15 protein-coding genes are annotated in these 19,077 nt (G+C 69.5%); 4 read left to right on the top strand and 11 right to left on the bottom strand.

The window, feature by feature from the left end:
• Positions 1–82: 82 nt before the first annotated feature.
• From pyk to FBZ89_RS30690, 11 genes are all read right to left on the bottom strand, one after another.
• Positions 83–1,501, bottom strand: coding sequence for a pyruvate kinase (pyk, locus tag FBZ89_RS04830; RefSeq protein ID WP_145748869.1), 1,419 nt, complete (start codon positions 1,499–1,501; stop codon positions 83–85).
• Positions 1,502–1,707: 206 nt separating this feature from the next.
• Positions 1,708–2,505 (bottom strand): enoyl-ACP reductase FabI, encoded by a 798-nt coding sequence (gene fabI / locus FBZ89_RS04825; RefSeq protein ID WP_145748868.1) that lies wholly within the window; start codon positions 2,503–2,505, stop codon positions 1,708–1,710.
• Complete coding sequence (locus FBZ89_RS04820) at positions 2,505–3,734, bottom strand: acetate/propionate family kinase (RefSeq protein WP_186457204.1); 1,230 nt, start codon at positions 3,732–3,734, stop codon at positions 2,505–2,507. Before FBZ89_RS04820 ends, fabI begins: the two co-directional genes overlap by 1 nt.
• A gap of 4 nt (positions 3,735–3,738) precedes the next feature.
• The gene (locus FBZ89_RS04815) at positions 3,739–4,722 is read right to left on the bottom strand and encodes a phosphate acetyltransferase (RefSeq protein WP_145748867.1); all 984 of its coding nucleotides are present in this window, start codon (positions 4,720–4,722) and stop codon (positions 3,739–3,741) included.
• A gap of 44 nt (positions 4,723–4,766) precedes the next feature.
• A complete protein-coding gene (locus tag FBZ89_RS04810) occupies positions 4,767–5,246 on the bottom strand; it encodes a MerR family transcriptional regulator (protein ID WP_145748866.1) in 480 nt (159 codons plus the stop codon).
• A 27-nt stretch (positions 5,247–5,273) separates the two neighbouring features.
• A complete protein-coding gene (locus FBZ89_RS04805) occupies positions 5,274–7,613 on the bottom strand; it encodes a DUF3141 domain-containing protein (protein ID WP_145748865.1) in 2,340 nt (779 codons plus the stop codon).
• Positions 7,614–7,977: 364 nt separating this feature from the next.
• A complete protein-coding gene (locus tag FBZ89_RS04800) occupies positions 7,978–9,345 on the bottom strand; it encodes an efflux transporter outer membrane subunit (RefSeq protein ID WP_145748864.1) in 1,368 nt (455 codons plus the stop codon).
• On the bottom strand, positions 9,342–10,451 hold the full coding sequence (locus tag FBZ89_RS31855) for an HlyD family secretion protein (protein ID WP_145748863.1): 1,110 nt from the start codon (positions 10,449–10,451) through the stop codon (positions 9,342–9,344). The genes FBZ89_RS04800 and FBZ89_RS31855 overlap by 4 nt, the downstream gene beginning before the upstream one ends.
• Positions 10,448–12,016: an MFS transporter gene (locus FBZ89_RS04790; RefSeq protein ID WP_145748862.1), complete on the bottom strand. Its 1,569-nt coding sequence runs from the start codon at positions 12,014–12,016 to the stop codon at positions 10,448–10,450. The genes FBZ89_RS31855 and FBZ89_RS04790 overlap by 4 nt, the downstream gene beginning before the upstream one ends.
• Positions 12,013–12,474 (bottom strand): ester cyclase, encoded by a 462-nt coding sequence (locus FBZ89_RS04785; RefSeq protein WP_145748861.1) that lies wholly within the window; start codon positions 12,472–12,474, stop codon positions 12,013–12,015. The genes FBZ89_RS04790 and FBZ89_RS04785 overlap by 4 nt, the downstream gene beginning before the upstream one ends.
• A gap of 148 nt (positions 12,475–12,622) precedes the next feature.
• Positions 12,623–14,401 carry a hypothetical protein gene (locus tag FBZ89_RS30690; RefSeq protein ID WP_186457203.1) on the bottom strand — a complete coding sequence of 593 codons (1,779 nt, stop codon included), beginning with the start codon at positions 14,399–14,401 and terminating at the stop codon, positions 12,623–12,625.
• A 204-nt stretch (positions 14,402–14,605) separates the two neighbouring features.
• On the opposite strand from FBZ89_RS30690, the gene FBZ89_RS04775 reads away from it, so the two are divergent.
• From FBZ89_RS04775 to gspG, 4 genes are all read left to right on the top strand, one after another.
• Positions 14,606–15,121, top strand: a complete 516-nt coding sequence (locus FBZ89_RS04775) for a hypothetical protein (protein WP_145748860.1) — start codon at positions 14,606–14,608, stop codon at positions 15,119–15,121.
• Positions 15,122–15,711: 590 nt separating this feature from the next.
• A complete protein-coding gene (locus tag FBZ89_RS04770; protein ID WP_186457202.1) occupies positions 15,712–17,385 on the top strand; it encodes a GspE/PulE family protein in 1,674 nt (557 codons plus the stop codon).
• Positions 17,386–17,390: 5 nt separating this feature from the next.
• Positions 17,391–18,614: a type II secretion system F family protein gene (locus FBZ89_RS04765; protein ID WP_145748858.1), complete on the top strand. Its 1,224-nt coding sequence runs from the start codon at positions 17,391–17,393 to the stop codon at positions 18,612–18,614.
• Entirely contained in the window at positions 18,598–19,074 is a 477-nt protein-coding gene (gene gspG, locus FBZ89_RS04760; protein WP_186457201.1) for a type II secretion system major pseudopilin GspG, read from the top strand. The genes FBZ89_RS04765 and gspG overlap by 17 nt, the downstream gene beginning before the upstream one ends.
• Positions 19,075–19,077: the final 3 nt, after the last annotated feature.

Genomic DNA, 19,077 nt, shown 5'->3' with positions numbered 1-19,077 from the left:
AACGGCGCCGCATCGCTGCGGCGCCGTTTGTCTTTGCACGCGTGCCGCCGGACGCGATCGCGTCCGGCGCCCTGGGAAGCCCTTACCCCCCGATCTGCAGCATGCGCAGATTGTTGGTGGTGCCGGCCTGGGCGAAGGGAATGCCGGCCACGACGATGATCTGGTCGTGCAGCTTGGCGAACTCGGCACTCTGCGACACGGCGGTGGCGACATCCACCATCTGCTCGTAGGAGTGGATGTCCTCCGACAGGGCGCTGTGCGTGCCCCACAACAGGCACAGGCGGCGCGACACGGCCTGGTCGGCGGTGATGGCCAGGATGGCCACTTCCGGGCGCTTGCGGGCGATACGGGCGGCGGTGGTGCCGCTGGAGGTGAAGGCCACGATGACCGGGGCGCGCACGGCCTCCGCCAGGTCGGCGGCGGCGGCGGCCACGGCGTGCGGCGGCGTCTGTTCCTCCGCCGGATCCGACGCGCGGATGAGGGAGTGGTACAGCTTGTGCCGCTCGGTGGTGGCGATGATGCGGTCCATCATGGACACCGCTTCCAGCGGGTAGGAACCGCTGGCCGATTCCGCCGACAGCATGACGGCGTCGGCGCCGTCATAGATGGCGGTGGCCACGTCCGACGCCTCGGCGCGGGTGGGGGTGGGGGCGGCCACCATGCTGTCCAGCATCTGGGTGGCGACGATGACCGGCTTCACCGCCAGGCGGCAGGCGCGCACCAGTTCCTTCTGACGGCCGGGCACCTCCTCCTGCGGGATCTCCACACCCAGGTCGCCACGGGCCACCATGATGGCGTCCGACAGGCGGATGATGTCGTCGATCTGGTCCAGGGCCTGGGGCTTCTCGATCTTGGCCATCAGGCCGGCGCGGTCGCCGATCAGGCCGCGCGCCTCGATCATGTCGCTGGGCTTCTGCACGAAGGACAGCGCCACCCAGTCCACGCCCAGGCTGAGGCCGAATTCCAGGTCGGCGCGGTCCTTGGCGGTCAGCGGCGACAGGTTCAGCAGGGTGCCGGGCAGGTTGACGCCCTTGCGGTTGGAGATCACGCCGCCGAAGATGACCTCGGCCGTCATGGCGTCATCGCCCAGGCTGGTCACCTTCACGCGCACGCGGCCGTCATCGATCAGCAGGTGGTGGCCCGGCAGGACGGCGGCGAAAATCTCGGGATGCGGCAGGGGGATGGCGTCGCGGTCGCCGTCCTGGCCCTTCAGCACGAAGCGGATGGTGTCGCCCTTGGCCACCGTGATCTTGCCGTCCTTGATGTTGCCGACGCGGATCTTGGGGCCCTGCAGGTCCTGCAGGATGCCGATGGGCCGGCCCACCTCCTTCTCCAGCGCGCGGATGTGGGCGTGGACCTTGGCGTGGTCCTCGTGGGTGCCGTGGCTGAAGTTCAGGCGAAAGGTGTCCACGCCCGCCAGGAACAGCGCCTTCAGCATCTCGGGCGAGTTGCTGGCGGGTCCGACGGTGGCGACGATCTTGGCACGGCGGTGGCGACGCATTGTTGTTTTCGGCCCTGGCGGGCCGCCCCAGAAGTGAAGGCCGGTTGGAAACGGTGCCCGGGCGCATCGTCGGCATGGCCAACGGTTGCCCGGTCCGGTTGGCGGCGATGGTAACCGCTTCGCCCGCCGACAACAACATGGGGATATGCGAAATTCCGGTTAAAGGAGGTAATTTTACTACATGACAGACGGGTGCGCCGGGCCGGTCATGCCACGATGTTGGCACCCCCATCGATATAAAGGGTACTGCCGGTCAGGCGTCGGGCGAAGGGGCTGGCCAGGTAGGCGCAGGTGTAGCCGACATCCATGATATCGACCAATTCCCCAACCGGCGCGCGGCTTATGGCGTCGTTCAGCAAACGGTTGAAGTCCTTGAGACCGGATGCCGCACGGGTCATCAGCGGGCCGGGCGACAGGGCGTGCACGCGGATGCGCTGTGGTCCCAGCTCATGTGCCAGATAGCGGCAGGACGCCTCCAGCGCCGCCTTGACCGGCCCCATGACGTTGTAATTGGGTACCACGCGGTCGGCACCCAGATAGCTCATGGCGAACATGGCGCCGCCGTCGGTCATCAGGGGGGCCGCCAGCTTGGCCATGCGGATGAAGGAATGGCAGGAGATGTCCATGGCGCGGGCGAAGCCTTCCGCCGAGCAGTCCAGCAGGCCGCCCTTCAGATCTTCCTTGGGCGCGTAGGCAATGGAATGCACCAGGATGTCCAGCCCACCCCAGGTTTCGCGCACCGCGTCGAACACCGCCTCCAGCTGTCCCGGCGCCGTCACGTCCAGCGGCAGGAACATGCGGGTGCCCAGTTCCCGCGCCAGGGGCTCCACATGCGGCTTGGCCTTGTCGTTCAGATAGGTCAAGGCCAGGTCCGCCCCCACCTCGTGAAAGGCCTTGGCGCAGCCATAGGCGATGGACTGGTCGTTGGCGATGCCCACTACCAGGGCGCGCTTGCCGGCCAGGATGCGGTGGGGGGTGGGCAGATTGGATGTCTCGGTGCTCATCAGGTCGCTCCCGTCAGCAGGCGCCGCGTGTGGCGGGCGATCATCTGTTCCTCATCCGTGGGCACGATCCAGGCGGCCACGCGGCTGCCGGGCGCGCTGATCCGGGTGGCGCCGTCTTCGGGCCGGGCATCCTCGGGCCGGGCGTTCGCCGCCCCGTCCAGCTCCACCCCCAGCCAGGCGGCGTGATGGCAGACCGCCTCGCGCACGCCGGCGCTGTGTTCCCCGATGCCGGCGGTGAAAACCAGGGCGTCCAGCCCGCCCAGCGCCGCCGCCAGCGAGCCGATCTCCCGCCCGATGCGATAGGTGAACAGGTCCACTGCCAGCTTGGCCCGGGGCTCGGGCGAGGTTTCCAGCGTGCGCATGTCGCTTGAAATGCCGGAGACGCCCAGCAGGCCGGACCGCTGGTAGAGCAATTTCTCCAGCTCCCGCGGCCCCATATGCATCTCATCCATCAGGTATAGCAGCACGCCGGGGTCCAGGGTGCCGCTGCGGGTTCCCATGGGCAGCCCCTCCACCGCCGTGAAGCCCATGGTGCTGGCCACGCTGCGTCCGGCGTCGATGGCGCACAGGCTGGCGCCGTTGCCCAGGTGGGCGACGACGACCTTGGCGCCACCAAGTCCCAGGGCCGGCAGCTGCCCCGCGATGTACTCGTAGGACAGGCCGTGGAAGCCGTAGCGGCGCACGCCCCGGTCGGTAATCTCCGCCGGCAGGGCGAAGGCTTGGGCCAGGGGCGGCTGTGTGGCGTGGAAGGCGGTGTCGAAGCAGCCCACCTGGAACAGGCCGGGCGTGCTGGCCAGGATGCTGCGCGCCGGTGCCAGGTTGTGCCGTTGGTGCAGGGGCGCTAGGGGCACGAAGGTGGCCAACCGGTCCAGCACGGCGGCGTCCAGTGCCGCCGGGGCGGTGAAGTCGCCGCCGCCGTGGACGATGCGATGGCCCACCGCCTCCACCGTGTGGCCTTCCAGATGGGTGTTGATGAACCCCATCAGGAAGCGCGTGGCGGCGTCATGGTCGAAGGCGCCGGCCTCCGCACCGGTCCACCGCCGTTCCCCCACCACGTCGCCGGCGGGGTGCCGGGCGATGAAGTGGGCATTGTCGGTGCGCAGCCCCTCGATCTGGCCCTTCAGGAACAGTTCCAGCTGCCGGGTCTCATCCGCGAACAGCGAGAACTTGATGCTGGAGGAGCCGGCGTTGATGACGATGATGGCGTTGCTGATCTTTCTGCGGCGCATGGGCTCACCCCACCGCCATGGCCGAGACGGTGCGGCGATGCCGGGCGATCAGGGCCGCCACGGCGCAGGAGGCCAGGCGCGCCGGCACGCTGTCGGCCCGGCTGGTCAGGATGATGGGCACGCGGGCGCCCAGCACGATGCCGGCGGCATCCGCCCCGGCCAGGAAGGTCAGGCTTTTGGCCAGCATGTTCCCCGCCTCCAGGTCCGGCACCAGGATGACGTTGGCATGGCCGGCGACGGGGGAGGTCAGGTGCTTGATGGTGGCGGCTTCGGGGCTGATGGCGTTGTCCAGGGCCAGGGGGCCGTCCAGGATGGCGCCGGTGATCTGCCCACGCTCCGCCATCTTGCACAGGGCGGCCGCTTCGATGGTGGACGGGATCTTGGGGTTCACCGTCTCCACCGCCGACAGGATGGCCACGCGCACGTCGCCGAAGCCCAGGATCAGGGCCAGGTCGATGGCGTTCTGGACGATGTCCACCTTCTCCGCCAGCGTGGGTGCGATGTTGACGGCGGCGTCGGTGATGATCAGCGGATCGTCATGGCCCGGAATGTCCATGACGAAGCAATGACTGAGCCGCCGGGCGGTGCGCAGGCCCGTATCCGTCTTGACCACGGCGCCCATCAGCTCATCGGTGTGCAGGCTGCCCTTCATCAGGGCCTCCGCCTTACCTTCGCGCACCAGTTCCACCGCCCGCTGGGCGGAGGCCACGCTGTGCGGTGTGTCGACGATGGGCAGGGTCCCGATGTCCAGGCCCGCCTGCTCCGCCACCGCCCGGATGCGCGCCTCCGGTCCCACCAGGATGGGGGCGATCAGGCCCAGGCGGGCGCCGTCCACCGCGCCCTCCAGCGCGCTCAGGTCGCAGGGATGGGCCACGGCCGTGGGCGGCGGGCCGGCCTGATGCGCGGCGGCGATCAGGCGCTGGTACTTCTTGTGGCGGGCGATGTCGGCCTGCACCCGGGGGGTGGTCGCGGCGGTTGGGCTGTCCATGGCGGTCTCCATTGGCGGAATCGTCGGTCGCGAGAGCGGGAAGGTCAGCCTTTCCAGGAAAGGAAGGCGCCGATGTCGCCGGGGATGCCGCCTTCCTTGAAGCTGACGACCTCGACCGACAGGCCGAAGCCGCGAGGCTTCAGCTCGGCCACCCAGAAATCGTACAGCATCCGGGCAAAGCCTTGCAGTGTGCCCGGCCAGTCATTTTCCATGACATTGATCTTGCGCCCGCCGTCGGTGCACCAGTCGCAGGGGAATTGCCCCAGCAACAGACGCTTCTCCCCAATCTCCGCCGCGTGCTGCACGCGGGTCATGACCGTGCCGATGAAGCCGGGCGTCAGCGTGCGTTCCATGAAGGCGGCGCGGCGCTGTTTTTCCTCCTCCTCAATCACGGCCTGGCGGCGACGCAGCTCCTCCATCCGGGCGGCGCTCTTGTTTTCCACCAGGCGACGGATGTCGGCCGCCGTTGGCAGAAGGGGCAGGGTTTCGGATGGGGTGGGTGACGGCGTCGGGGCGTGGGGCATGCGGGCAATCTCCGTCGGTCGGGTGTTTCAGGTGGTGGCCGCGCGCAACCGTGGCTGCCTGGTTCGGGATGCCGAGGCCTCGGAGGGGGTGGCCGGGGAAGGGGGAGGCGGCGGAAGGGCCCCCAGGAACAACTGCGCCACCTGTTCCAGCCGTGCGGCCATGGCCGGCGTGGGTGGATCGCCCGCCTCCGCGACCTGGTGCAGGGCCTGGACTAGACCGGCCCGTTGCGCCGGATCCGCCGGCAGTAGCTCCGGCAGGGTGGCCAGTGAGGCCGCCTCGTTCCGGTACAGCAGGTCCGATTGCTCGCGCACCAGCGCCTTGAATTGCGCCTGGGTCAGCCGCATGCCGGCCGGGGCCTTTTCGCGCAGGTGGCGCAGGGCCGCGAAACGCCGCTCGTCCGCGGCGGGATGGGGGTCGGCGGCGATAACGTGCAGCAGCGCACGGATCAGCGCCGCCGGCACGCCGCCCTGGCGCAGGCGCTCCGCCGTCTCCGGGGTGACCGCATCCGGCGTGGCTGCATCCGGCGGCGGCGCTGCCGGTGCCACCTGGGCCGGCGCCACTTGGGCCGGTCCCACCTGGGCGGGGGCCGTGGCGCCGACACCCACGGCCGTCTGCAACAGGGCGGAGCCGTAGATGGTCAGGAAGAAGGTCTCGGTCGCCCGGTCACGCAGGTCCCGCCAGGTGTTCAGGGCGTGGACGATGCTGTCCGACATGGCGTCCTGCGCCTTCAGGAAGGGGTTGTCGGGGGGCACCGGCTGGCGATGGGCGCGGGCGGCCTCCGCCAACCGGGCGACGGGCAGCATGGCCGGGTTCTTGTCCGAGAACACCTCGAAGCGCAAGCGGTTGGGATGCATACGGCGCAACCACTCGGCGCTTTCCGGCGTCGCCAGGCGCTTGACCAACGGTCGCAGGGTGCGGTCGTAGAGATCGCGGTTGATGTCCGAGACGCGGGCCACGGTGGCGAAGCGGCTGTCGTCGCGGGCGTCGTTGCCGCCCAGGGCGCGGATATCGGCCAGGCCGCGCCGCTCGAACCGGGTCAGGTAGCGGCCGGACACCAGGTCGGCATGGGCCACGCCGTCCTTCTGGGTGAACACAGCCTCATACAGGCCCGGTGGCAGGATGTCGATCAGGTCCATGGTCCGGGCGAACTCGTCATGCTCCTTGGTCGCGACCTTGGCGGAGACGAAGATGCCCAGGTGCCCGATGGTCTGGTGCAGGGAGTAGACGATGGTCTGGCCGCTGGCCGCCAGGGCCTCATCGGTATCGTAAAGGTCCAGGATCCAGTCCAGCGCCTGCTGCGGCGGGGTGATGTCGTCCCCCCAGGAGCAGAAGACGATGATGGGCGACTTGACGGACCGCAGATCCACCTTGGTGCCGTCCGCCATGGTCATGCCGCCATGGGTCAGGCGGTTGCCCAGGAACAGTTCATCGGCGATGTACTGCATCTCCTCCGCGTTCAGCAGCACGGGGCTGCCCCACCAGCGCTCGAACTCCAGGAAGCGCTCCCCTTCCGTATCGACCTTGGAATAGACGGCGTAGTTCTTCTTCCACAGGGTATTGGCCGGGTTCATGCTTTCAAAGTTGGCGATTAGGGCGGCGCCATCGAAGATGCCATGGCCCAGGTCACCGCTCAGCGTTGTCAGCCAGGTGCCGCCCAGCAGGCCGCCGAGATAGCGCAGCGGGTTCTTCTCATGCACGCCCGCCCAGTAGGACAGCGGCGAGCCCGCGAGCACGATGGGCCCCGTCAGATCCGGCCGAATGGCGGCCATCATCATAACCTGCCAGCCGGCCTGGCAATTGCCGATCAGGCAGGGCTTGCCGTCCGCTTCCGGATGCAGGGCGGCCACCTTCTCCACGAAGGCGGCCTCCGCCCGGCAAACGTCTTCCACCGTCTGGCCCGGCACCGGCGTGGGCAGGAAACCCACGAAGTAGCAGGGATGACCTTCGTCCAAGGCCACCCCGATCTCGCTGTCATGCTTCATGCCGCCGATGCCGGGGCCGTGGCCGGCGCGGGGGTCGAAGACGACGAAAGGCCGCTGGCGCGGGTCTGTGGGCCTGTCGGCCGGCGGCAAGATGCGAAACAGGCAGTAGTTGACCGGCCGGGCCAGCGTGCGCCCATCCATCACCAGTTCATACTGGAAGCTCAGGACGTTGGGCCAAGGCTGGGCCATATGTTGGAAATGGTCGTTGCCCCGCTGGCGCAGCACGTCCAGGAACAGCAGCGATCGCTGGCCGGCGTCGATGACATACTCCTGCGCCTTTTGCGCCAGGCTGAAGGCCGATGCCCAGGGGGCTAGCCAGGGCAGCAGGGGCGGCGCCCCCGGCTGGGAATGTTCCGTCGCGGTCTCCGCCAGGGCCGTATCCATCAGGTCATCTCCAGAATGCTGCAGAGCAACATTTATAGAAAGAAAAGATGAAATATAAGGAGAATCATTCGGCATGGCCCGTTAGTTTGCTAACGGAACTATTTACGTTAATTGATGTCGGTATAAATTTAACAATTTACGCTTCCGCCATAGTGCGTAGGGCTCAAATTATTCCATATGGGTAGTTTGGTATTACTGATTGACTCTCGCGAAGAGTTCAAAATAGAGAGCTAATCCAGAGATTATTGAACGTTACCAATGATCTAACAAAAGCGGGCGACGCTTATGGCATGGGCACGCCGCCCACACCGTTAACGCGTCGCTGCAACAGTATTTACAGCTAACACCTGAACGGTGTGCCGGCTCACGGTGAGGTGGGGCGCCAGCCACCGCCCAGCGCCTGGGCCAGGGTGATGGCGGCGGCCAGCCGGTCGGCGCGTGACTGCACCAGGGCCAGCTCCGCCGACAGCAGGCCGCGCTCCGCATCCAGTTGCTCCAGATAAGGGGAATAACCGGCGCGGTAGCGGCTGGTGGCGATGGCCAGGGTGCGGGACAGGGCATCACGCTGGCGCAGCAGTACCGCCTCCTGCTCCCCGCTGCGCTGCACGGTGGCCAGCCCATCCTCCACCTCGCGGAGGGCGGTCAGGGCCGCCTTGCGATAGCCGAAGGCGGCCGCGTCCCGCCGGGCCGCCGCGCCGTCGGCCTGGGCCCGCAGGCGACCGCTGTCGAACAGGGGCGCCAGGATGCTGCCGCCCAGGGTGAAGACGTTGACTGGATCGATCAGGCTGCTGACCACGGTGCCGCCGGTGGCACTCAGCTGCACGTCGGGCAGAAAGGCGGCGCGCGCCGCGTCCAGGCTGTGGTCGGCCGCCACCAGTTGCTGTTCCGCCTGCGCGATGTCCGGACGGCGGCGCAGCAGGTCGGCTGGCAGGCCCGCCGGCACCCGCGGTGGCGTCAGGCCGGTCAAGTCCAGCCCGCGCTCGATGGCGCGCGGGTTCTCGCCCAGCAGCAGGCTCAGGCCATCCTCCTGCCGGGTGATGGACAGTTCGGTGGCGGGGATGAGCTGGGCCGTGGCCTCATATTCGGCTTGCGCCTGCGCCAGGTCCAGCTGGGCGGCGTAACCCGTCTCCGCCCGCCGCCGGGCCAGGTGCAAGGAGGCCTCGCGCGCCGCCAGGGTGCGTTTCAGCACATCCAGCCGGGCGTCCAGCGCCCGCAGCCCGACATAGCCGGCGGCGGCCGAGGCGGCGACGGCCAGGCGCACGCTGTCATGCGCCGCCTCCGTCGCCAGCAGGGCGGCGCGGGCGGCCTCGCTGGTCTCTTCCAGGCGGCCGAACAGGTCCAGGTCATAGGCGGCGGTGGCCTGCCACTGCCCGGCCGTCTGCTGGCGCGGCTGACCAAAGGGGCTTACATCGCGCTGCCGGCCGCCGCCGGCGGCGAAGGCCACGTTGGGCAGGCGCTGTGCCTCCGCCAGGCGGTATTGCGCCCGCGCCTCCGCCACATGGGCAGCGCCCACCATCACGTCGGTGTTGTTGGCCAGGGCCTGGTCGACGATGCGGGTCAGCACCGGGTCGCCGAAGGCCCGCCACCAGGCGGCCTCCACGGCGCCATCGGCGGTATCGCCACCGCGCCAGACGGGCGGCGGACCCACGGTGGCGGTCAGCGGCGCCTCCGGCCTGGGACCGGTACAGGCGCACAGGAGGAGAAGCGCCAGGGGAGGGGCCAGCCGCCTCATCTCGGGGCCCCATCGGGCGCGGCCCCAGCCGCCTTGGCCCCGCCGGCGGTATCCACCCGCGTCTCCACCGACATGCCGGGGCGCAGGCGGTCGGCCAGGGGCTGGCCGGGGGTGATGGCGATGCGCACGCCGATGCGCTGCGGCACCTTGATGAAGTTGCCGGTGGCGTTGTCGGGCTTCAGCACCGCGAATTCGGAACCGGCGGCCGGCGACAGCATCTCCACCGTGCCCGTCAGTTCGGCCCCATCCAGCGCGTCGACGGTGAAACGCGCCGGCTGGCCCACGGCGATGCGGGCGGTCTGCGCCTCCTTGTAATTGGCGATGATCCAGCGATCGTCCGGTACCAGGGACAGGAACTGGGTGCCGTTGGTGACGTACTGGCCCAGGCGCACGCCGACCTCGCCCACCTGGCCGTCCTCGGGGGCATGGATCACCGTATGGTCCAAATCGATCTCCGCCAGGGCCAGTTGCGCCTGGGCCGCTTCCACCTGGGCCTGCAGCCCGTCGCGGCCCACGTCCACCGTGCGCACGTCCTGGCGGGCGATCTCGCCGCCCGCCTCGGCCTGGCGCACCTGCGCCTCCGCCTGGGCCAGGGCGGCCTGGGTCTGGTCGCGTTCCCGGATGGAGACGGAGCCGTCGCGCACCAGATCGGTGACGCGGGCCATGTCGGCCTTGGCGCGGGCCAACTGGGCGCGGGCGTTGGCCAGGTTGGCCGTTTGTCCCGCCAGGCCGGCGGTGCGGGCGGCATGGGCCTGCGCGCTGTTGGCCAGGGCCGCGCGCTGCGCCGCCAGGTTGGCCCGGGCCTGGTCAACCCGGGCGCGGTAAATGCGGTCGTCGATGCGGGCCAGCACCTGGCCAGCCTTGACGTGGGCGTAGTCGCCGACCAGCACCGCCACGACATAGCCGCTGACCTGCGGGGCGATCACCGTGGTGCGGCCCCGGATGTAGGCGTTCTCGGTCGCCTCCACCGTGCCGGCGAAGGGCGGTAGCCGCCAGGCGGCCAGCAGGGCCAGGACGGCGCCGACGGCGACGCCCAGGATGGCCAGGGCGGTCAGCCGGCCGCGCCGGGGTGGATGCCAGTAAGGGTGGGTATCGGGGGCGCTCATGATCCGCGTCTCCGGCGCAGGGTGGTGAACAGGACGACGTAGCTGACATAGAGCGCGTTCAGCAGCGCCAGGCCGGCCACGAACAGGAAGACATCGTTGAAGGCCAGCACGGCGGCCTCGCGCCCCAGGGCCTGGGCCAGCGGGCCGCCGCCCATCGTCAGGCGGGCCACCACCTGCGGGTCGGACGCCACCAGGTGTTCCGACAGGGTTTGGGCATGCCAATGGGATGAGGCCACCTGCAGGCTGCCCAACAGGGCGGACCCGGCCAGCCCGCCCACGTTCTGGGTGATGCTGAACAGCACCATGAAGGTGACCAGGTGGTCCGGCCCTTTGGCCACCATGCGCAGGAAGCCCAGCACCAGGGCCGGCCCGATGAACAGCGTGGTGCCGAAGGCGATCAGCGCCTGACTGAGATACAGCTGCGGCGGACGCACCAGGCTGGTGGCGTCGCTGTCGAGCCAGGCGCCGGCGGCGATCAGCAGCGACGCCGCGATGATCTGGTAGGGCAGGCGCCGTTCCGACAAGGTCAAGGCGGCCGTCAGCGTGCCGCCCAGCATGGCCAGGACCACGATGGCGAACAGGGGGTGCAACTGATCGTTGATCAGGCCGCCCGCCGTCAGCAGGCCGACGGCGCCATAGGTCTGCTCCGCCAATGACACCCGCACCAGCAACGCGGCGGCGGCGAAGCGGGCCATGTCCAGCGTGGTCAGCCAGTGGACGCGGATCAGCGGCCGGTCCCGCCGCCGCTCGATCAGCCAGGCCAGGGTGAACAGGGGCACAGCCGCCGCCAGCGCCCAGCCCAGCCAAGGCGTGTCCACCCACCACAGCAGACGGCCCTGGCCCAGCACGCCGCAGACCAGCACCAGGCAGGGCAGCATCAGGCCGATGACGGCGAAGTCCAGCGGCTGGAAGGCGGGCGCGCGGTCGCTGGGCGGCAGGGGCAGGGCGGTGATGGCGGCCAGCACCGCCAGCGCGATGCCGATCTCCATCAGATGCAGGCCCTGCCATTCATGCAGCGCCAGCATCTCCACCGGCACCAAGCGGGCCAGCGGCGTGCCCAGCTGGGTCAGGCCGATGCCGATGACCAGGGCCAGGGGCCGCAGGCGGCCGGGAAACACCTGCAGCAGGTTGTAGATGGTCATGGTGGTCAGGCCGGCCGCCGTCATGCCGCTGACGGCGCGGATGACGGCGGCGGCGGCGAAGCCGGGGACGACGAACTGCAATAGGCCGGCCATGGCGTAGGCGATCAACAGGGTGCAGGTCACCGCCGGAATGCCGAACTGCATGCGCGCCTTCACCAGCATCAGGTTGGCGCCGGCGTTGAAGGCGACGTAGAGGGCGGGCAGCCAGCTGGCCTGGTCGATATAAGCGCCCAGCGCGCCGGACAGGTTGGCCAGGTTCACGTTGACCAGCGCGTTGCCCAGGGTGGCCGCCACCCCCACCAGCACGGCGACGGCGGCATAGCCCAGCCGGCGGCCCAGCGGGTGCGCCGGCGCGGCGGGCGAGCCGACGAAGGTCGGCCGCTCCTCCGGCTGGAACGCATAGTCGTCACCGGCGACCGTCATGGCGCCGCCCCCGGATCGCGCAGTTGGTGCAGCATCAGCGCGGTGTCCAGGTGGACGCGGTAGTCGACGATCCAGCCCCGCTCCCACCGGCAGACGGCCAGGCGGGGCACGTCGAAAGCGCGCTTGAGCGGGGCGGTGTCCGGGCCGTCCAACAGGTCGGCCGGCAGAGTCAGGCCCCCGCTGGCGGTGCCGGTCAGACGCGCCACGGCACAGCTGCGGTGGCCATCGTGGCTGCTGAACAATTCCAGGTAGGGATCGACATGGATGCGGGCGTCGGGAAAGGCGGCGCAGAAGCGGATGGCCTGGTCGATGTGCGCGCGCTTGTGCAGGGGCGGTGTCGCGCCATCGCCGTGCGCCACCAAATCCTCACCCAGGAATTCGGCATAGTCGTGCCAGCGCCGGTCGTTCCAGGCGCGGTCCAGGGCGCGCATCCGATCGAGCGTGCGGCGTACCGCCATGTCAGGCCCGCGGCGGGCGCTGTGATATCCCAAGCCTCAACCCCATCACCACCCCCATCCCGCGGGCCGTCCCCCCGGGTCGCGTCCCGGGGGCCAATGCTAGGGGCGGGGTCGGGTGGGGATGGAGTGAGCCGTCCGGCGCTTACGGTTAGCCCGCTTGGGCCGCCGGCTTGGGCGGCCGCAGCCGGTCCATCACCGCCTGGAAGGCGGGTCGGTCACGCCAGGCGTCGAAACGGCTGTCGGTGCGCAGCCACACGGTCGATAGCTCCCGGCGGTCGATGGCGCGGTTCAGGGCCGCCAGGCCCTGCACCTCGTCGTTCAGGGCGGCGGCCAGGGTGGCGCGGGCGAAGGCGGTGGCCGGCACCGTGTCGGCCGTGGCCAGCAGGCGCCAGCCCCGTTCCGGCTCACCCAGCCAGGCCTCGATCTCCGCCCGGGCGTAGGCCAGGCCGGGGTGCTTGGCGCTGGCCCGCTCGATGGCGCCGACCAGGGCGCGGGCGCCCTCGGGCTCCCCTCCGAAGACATGGGCCAGGGCGCGGCAGACCAGCACCTCCGCCGCCTCCCCCGCCTGGGGCCCGGCGGCGATCAGCTGGGCATGGCGTCGGGCCTGATAGTGGCTGGTGGCCTCCGCGATGTCCTGCTGCACGGAGAAGGGCTCGATGGCGCGGGCCTCGCGGAACAGGTGCTCCGCCTCGTCATGCCGGCCGAGGATGGTCAGGAAGACGCCGTAAAGACGGGTCGCCCGGGCATGGTCGCCCAGCCGCAGGGCGCGGGCGAAGTCCACCTCCGCCGCCTCGGCGTCACGGTCCAGCCAGGCAAAGACGGTGGCGCGGGCGGTCAGCGCCTCGACCGAGTGCGCGTCGATCTCCAGCGCGCGCCGCACGGCGGCCTCCGCCGTGGCCTTGGCCTCGCTATGATCGACCAGGCCCAGGCGGAACAGGTCGCATTGGCAGTCGGCCACACCCGAATGGCCCCGGGCGAAGTCAGCCGCCCCCTCCGCCACCCGCTGGAAGATCTCCTGCGCCTCATACAGGGCGGCGGGCGTCTGCTGGTCCAGCAACTGGCGGGCGCGATAGATGCGGGCATGCCCCTCCAGCGCCACCGGGCCGGGGCTGACGCGGGCGGCGCGCATGGCGCTGTGGTCCAGGCGCACCCGGCTCAGCACCGTGGCGGCGATGCGTTCCTGCAGGCGCAGATGTTCGTGGTCCGGCGCGTCGAAACGGTCGGACCAGATGACGAAGCCCTTGGGGTTCGATACCTCCACCGTCACCCGCAGCATGCCGTCCTGCCGGCGCACCGTGCCCTGCAACACGGCGTCCACGCCCAGCTCCCGCGCCAGCGCCGGTACGGTCCAGCCCCGGTCGTGGGCCTGGAAGGCGACCGCGCGCGAGGTGACGCGCAGGCCCTGTGCCCGCCCCAGGGCGTAGATCAATTCATCCGTCAGGCCGTCGGCGAAGCTTTCATCCCCCGGCGCACGGCTCAGCGCCCGCAGCGGCATGACGGCCACGGCGGCACCGAAACCGGGGGTGTAGGTCGGACCCTCCGCCAGGGGTGTCGGGGCGTCCGTCTCCACAGCCGGCGGCGTGGTGTTCAGGGCGAAGTGCGGGACATAGCCGCCCGTGGGCAGGGTGATCACCACAGGGTCGCTTTGGCCGGGGCCGGCGTAGTGATCCTCCAGCTTGCGGCGCAGGCGCCGCGCCTCCACCCGCACGGTGCTGTCGATGCGGGGGTCGTAGGGCGGTTCGCGGCCATAGACGGCGTTGCCGATCACCGCCTCCCTCAAGGTGGCGCCACCGTCCTTCAGCGTTTCCTCGACGATGAAATGCAGGAAGGCCAGCAGCCGTTCCGACCCGGCAAACTGGGGGCTGGCCCGCAGCCGGTCGATCTGTTCGCGCACGGCCCAGGGCGACGGCGTCTTGGTGGGATCCACGAGGGCCCTGTCCTTCTGAAAATTTGGCCTGAAAATCTGGCTGAAAATTTGGATATCACGCAATTTATGAAGGGCGCCGCCGGGGCCGGTCAAGGCGGGCGCCCAGTCTCACAGGTTGGTATAACGGTTAGCGGGCGCGGGCTAACGGTGCTTGGGCCTTGTGAACCGCTATTGTCCGGCGGGGCGGGCGCAAAGGGGGATGCGATGGTGGAGTTGCCGTGGTTGCAGATATCGGGCGCCGTCGCCGGTGGGGTGGTCGGCGGTTTCTCGGGCTTTGTCGCCAATACCTTTCATGAGCGGCGCGTGCGCCTGCGGGCCAAGCGCAACATCGCCTGTGCCCTGATTGGCGAGATCGGCGCCCTGTCGCAGCATATCGAGGAGAATTACCTGTCGATGCTGCGCGCCGACCTACAGGCCTGCGGCGACGCGCCATCGGTCGTGCATCACGCCTTCCGCGGTGACCGCGACTACATGCCCGTGTTCCGTGCCCTGGGCAGCACGGTGGGTTACCTGCCCACGCCGCTGCCGCGCGAGCTGGTTTCCTGGTACACCAGCTTGGCGGCGGGGCTGGAGCGGGCGCGGGCCCTGCATGAGCTTTCCGGCCAACGCGACCCGGAGGCTGTGGCTTTCGCCGTGCGGCTGGCCAAGATCCAGGATGCCGCGTTCATCGACCTGCTGGCCCGGTCGCGCACGCTGCTGGATAGCTTGGATCGTATTTAGGATACGATCTCATAAAATTCGTTCTGCAATGCGTTCAGTTCAAGGGTGGTCTTCCCACAGGAAGGATCAGCAACGTTTTATTGTGGGCTTTGACTGGCAACGCGCCTAAATGGACGTGTCTATAAATTAGGCGTTCAAGAAAATCCGAAACGATTCAAGTACCTATCGACGGATTTTGGTAAATGTGCCGCCGACATTAAATCTAAAATTTTACGAATATTGTCTTTGTTGTTAAGCAAGATGCCTTGCCGAGACCTGGGCCATGCCTAGATGAAAGGCGTAGGTGGGGGCCGAAACAGCAGCTTATTGCACCTGTTCACAGGCCGTTATCGCCTGATTTATATAGAATTTCCAAGGTGATGAGGGAATCGTCCCTGATTCATGGACCGGAACTACCCCCTTAGAGATAGGCGTAGAGACCTAGGCCCTTCGCGATATATTAACCTTTACGACCTAGAACTATTCCCTAGCAAGGCACCCGGCATATTCCGCATTCAGTTTTAAAGGTATACTACGTGACCGCCCATCAACACTCAGCTGTCTGTGCTGTTACCGTTACCATGCAGCGGCCCGGCCATCAGGACGATCCCTTGACACGCGTCCTGTCCGCGCTGGCGGCGCAGGGCCAGTTGGCCAATGGCGCCGTGGCGCGCGCGCAGGCGGCCGGTGGCCGGGTGGATCGTCGGCTGGTGGATCTGGGTCTGGTGTCGGAAGAGCATATGGCGGGGGCGTACGCCCAGGCCCTGGGCCTGGCGCTGTGGCCGGCCGACCATTTGCCCGAGGCGCCGGTGATGATGGAAACGGCCAACCTGTCCTTCCTGAAGACCAAGCTGATGCTGCCCCTGACCGCGGGCGGCACCCCCGGCGACGGCACCCCCGGCGACGGCACCCAGGCCGTGTTCGCCGTGGCGGACCCGCTGGATACCCAGGCGCTGACGGCCGCCGCCTTCCTGGCCGGCCGCCCGGTGCGCCCCGTGGTCATGACCGGAACCGCCATCGCCGCGGCGCTGGACCGGCTGTACGAGGCGGCCCCCGCCGCCGCCAGCCAGGATGAGATACCCGACCTGCTGGAGGGCGATGCCGAGCGTCTGCGCGATCTGGCCAGCGAAGGGCCGGTGGTGCGCCTGGTGGGCAACGCCATCCAGGCGGCGCTGGCCGCCGGCGCCACCGACATCCATGTCGAGCCCATGGCCGACCGCCTGGTCGTCCGCCACCGTGTCGATGGCATCCTGCGCGAGGCCGAGGTGCTGCCCCGCCGGGTGGCCGCCGGCTTCATCACCCGCGTCAAGGTCATGGCCGGCCTGGACATCGGCGAGCGGCGCCTGCCCCAGGACGGGCGCATCCGCCAGACCCTGCAGGGCCGCGAGATCGATTTCCGCGTCTCCACCACCCCGACTGTGCATGGCGAGGACGTGGTGATGCGCATCCTGGACCAGCAGACGGCGGGCGGGACGCTGGACAGCCTGGGCCTGCCGGCCTGGGTGGCGGAGCCGCTGGCGGCCGAGCTGGAGCGCCCCCACGGCATCGTGCTGGTGACCGGGCCCACCGGCAGCGGCAAGACCACCACCCTCTACGCCGGCCTGCGCGGCATGGACGCCGCCCGCCGCAAGATCCTGACCGTCGAGGATCCGGTGGAATACTTGCTGGACGGCATCAACCAGACCCAGGTGAAGCCCGGCATCGGCCTGACCTTCGCCCATGCCCTGCGCAGCTTCCTGCGCCAGGACCCCGACGTCATCCTGGTGGGCGAGATGCGCGATGGCGAAACCACCAAGGTGGCGGTGCAGGCGGCCCTGACCGGCCACCTGGTGCTGTCCACCCTGCACACCAACGACGCCGCCGGCGCGGTGCCGCGCCTGATGGACATGGGGGTGGACCCCTACCTGCTGGCCTCCACCCTGAACGGCGTGCTGGCCCAGCGTCTGGTGCGCACCCTGTGCCCCAGCTGCCGCCAGCCCTACGCCCTGTCCGCGGATGCGGCGGCGGCGCTGGGACTGCCGGCACGCCCGACCACCGTCCACCGCGCCGTGGGCTGCCCCGCCTGCAAGGGCACGGGTTATCGCGGCCGCTGCGCCATCGCCGAGTGGCTTCCCATCAACGACCAGGTGCGGGCGCTGATCCGCCAGGGGGCGTCGTCGGCGGAGATCGAGGCGGCGGCGGTGGCGGCCGGCGGCATGGTGCCCCTGTATCAGGACGGCCTGCAGCGGGTGTTGGACGGTGTGACCACGCCCGAAGAAATTTTGCGCGTGACCAAGGCGGATTAAGAAAAATGACGACGATGGCCATGACCAACTTCACCCACCGATCCGTCGACGCCAATGGCCGCGCCAGCCGGGGCACCATCGAGGCCGCCGACCGCCGCGCGGCCGTCGATCAACTGATGCAGCGCGGCCTGACGCCGCTGTCGATCAAGGCGGAAGGGGCCAGGCGCGCCTTCGGCGGGGGTGGCGCCAAGGGCCTCAAGCGGGCGGAACAGCTGTCCCTGGTGCGGGACCTGGCCAACCTGGTCTCCGCCGGCTTCGCCCTGGAACCGGCCCTGGGCCTGGTCGCCGACCAGATGCAGCGTCCGGCCGCCGGTGCCCTGGTGGGTGAGATTCGCGCCCGGGTCCGCGCCGGCGACAGTCTGGCGGCCGCCTTGGCCGCGCAGGGCGGGGTCTTCCCGCCGGAGTTCGTCGGCCTGGTCGCGGCGGGGGAACAGGGTGGGTCCCTGGCCGCCGCCCTGGGCCACCTGGCGAACTTGGAAGAGGACCGCGCCCAGTTCCGCCAGCGCCTGATCAGTGCCATGACCTACCCCGCCCTGATCGGCCTTCTGACCCTGGCGGCCCTGGCCCTGATGGCCGGCTATGTCCTGCCGCAGTTCCAGGATCTGTTCGCCGGCAGCAAGGCCAAGCTGCCCGCCGCCACCGCCGCCATCTTGGCCATCGGGGACCTGCTGGGCCGCTTCGGCCCCGGCCTGCTGGCGGGCGGCGCCCTGGCCGTGCTGGCGACCTTGCGCGCCTACCGCCAGCCCGAGTTGCGCTTGCGCATGGACCGCATGCTGCTGGTGGCCACCGGCCCCCTGGGCCGGCTGATCGGGGACGCCCAGCTGGCGCTCTACACCCGCACGCTGGCCAGCCTGCTCAGCGGCGGGGTGCCGCTGGCCTCCGCCCTGGCCACCGCTGGCGGCTGCGTCGCCAACCGGGCGCTGGCCGGCGCCGCCGACCGGGTGCGCGTCGCTGTGCGCGGCGGGTCCGACCTCAGCCGCGCCGTGCAGGCCGAACCGCTGTTTCCCCGCCGTCTGTCGCGCATGCTGGCCATGGCGGAACAGACCGCCAGCCTGCCCCAGGGCCTGCTGGATCTGTCGAAAGTGTTGGAGCGCGAAAGGGGCGTAGCGCTGGATAGGGCCTTGTCTTTGGTGACGCCCGTCCTAACCCTTGTTCTCGGCGGCATGGTCGGCGGCATCTTCGCCGCCCTCATCGCGGGGATCCTCAGCCTGAATGACATCGCCCTCTGACACCCTGGACCTGAACCCCATCTTCCGTCGTGAACGCGGGAGGCCCAGTGGGCGTTTGCAGGGAGGGTTCACCCTGGTCGAGGTGCTGGTGGTGCTGGTGATCATCGGCCTGTTGGGCCTGCTGGTCGCCCCCAACCTGGTCGCCCGCCTGGGCAAGGCGAAGGGGGAGGCGGCGCAGGCCCAGATCAACACCCTGGTGGCGGCCGTCGACCTGTTCTACGTCGATGTCGGCCGCTATCCCACGATGCAAGAGGGGCTGGAGGCGCTGGTGACCGCGCCCGCCGGCGACGCCAGCTGGCGCGGGCCTTACCTGCGCAAGCGCCAGGCCCTGATCGACCCCTGGGGCAACGCCTACCGCTACAAGGTGCCGGGCGACCACGGCGCCTACGATATCTTCACCTACGGCAGCGACAACGCCCCGGGCGGCGAGGGCGACGCCCGCGACGTCACCAGCTGGTAGGTC

Source organism: Nitrospirillum amazonense (assembly GCF_007828045.1).
GTDB classification, from domain to species: Bacteria; Pseudomonadota; Alphaproteobacteria; order Azospirillales; family Azospirillaceae; genus Nitrospirillum; species Nitrospirillum amazonense_C.
Note: the sequence above shows the minus strand (reverse complement) of the source record. Positions and strands in the feature narration are given on the sequence as shown.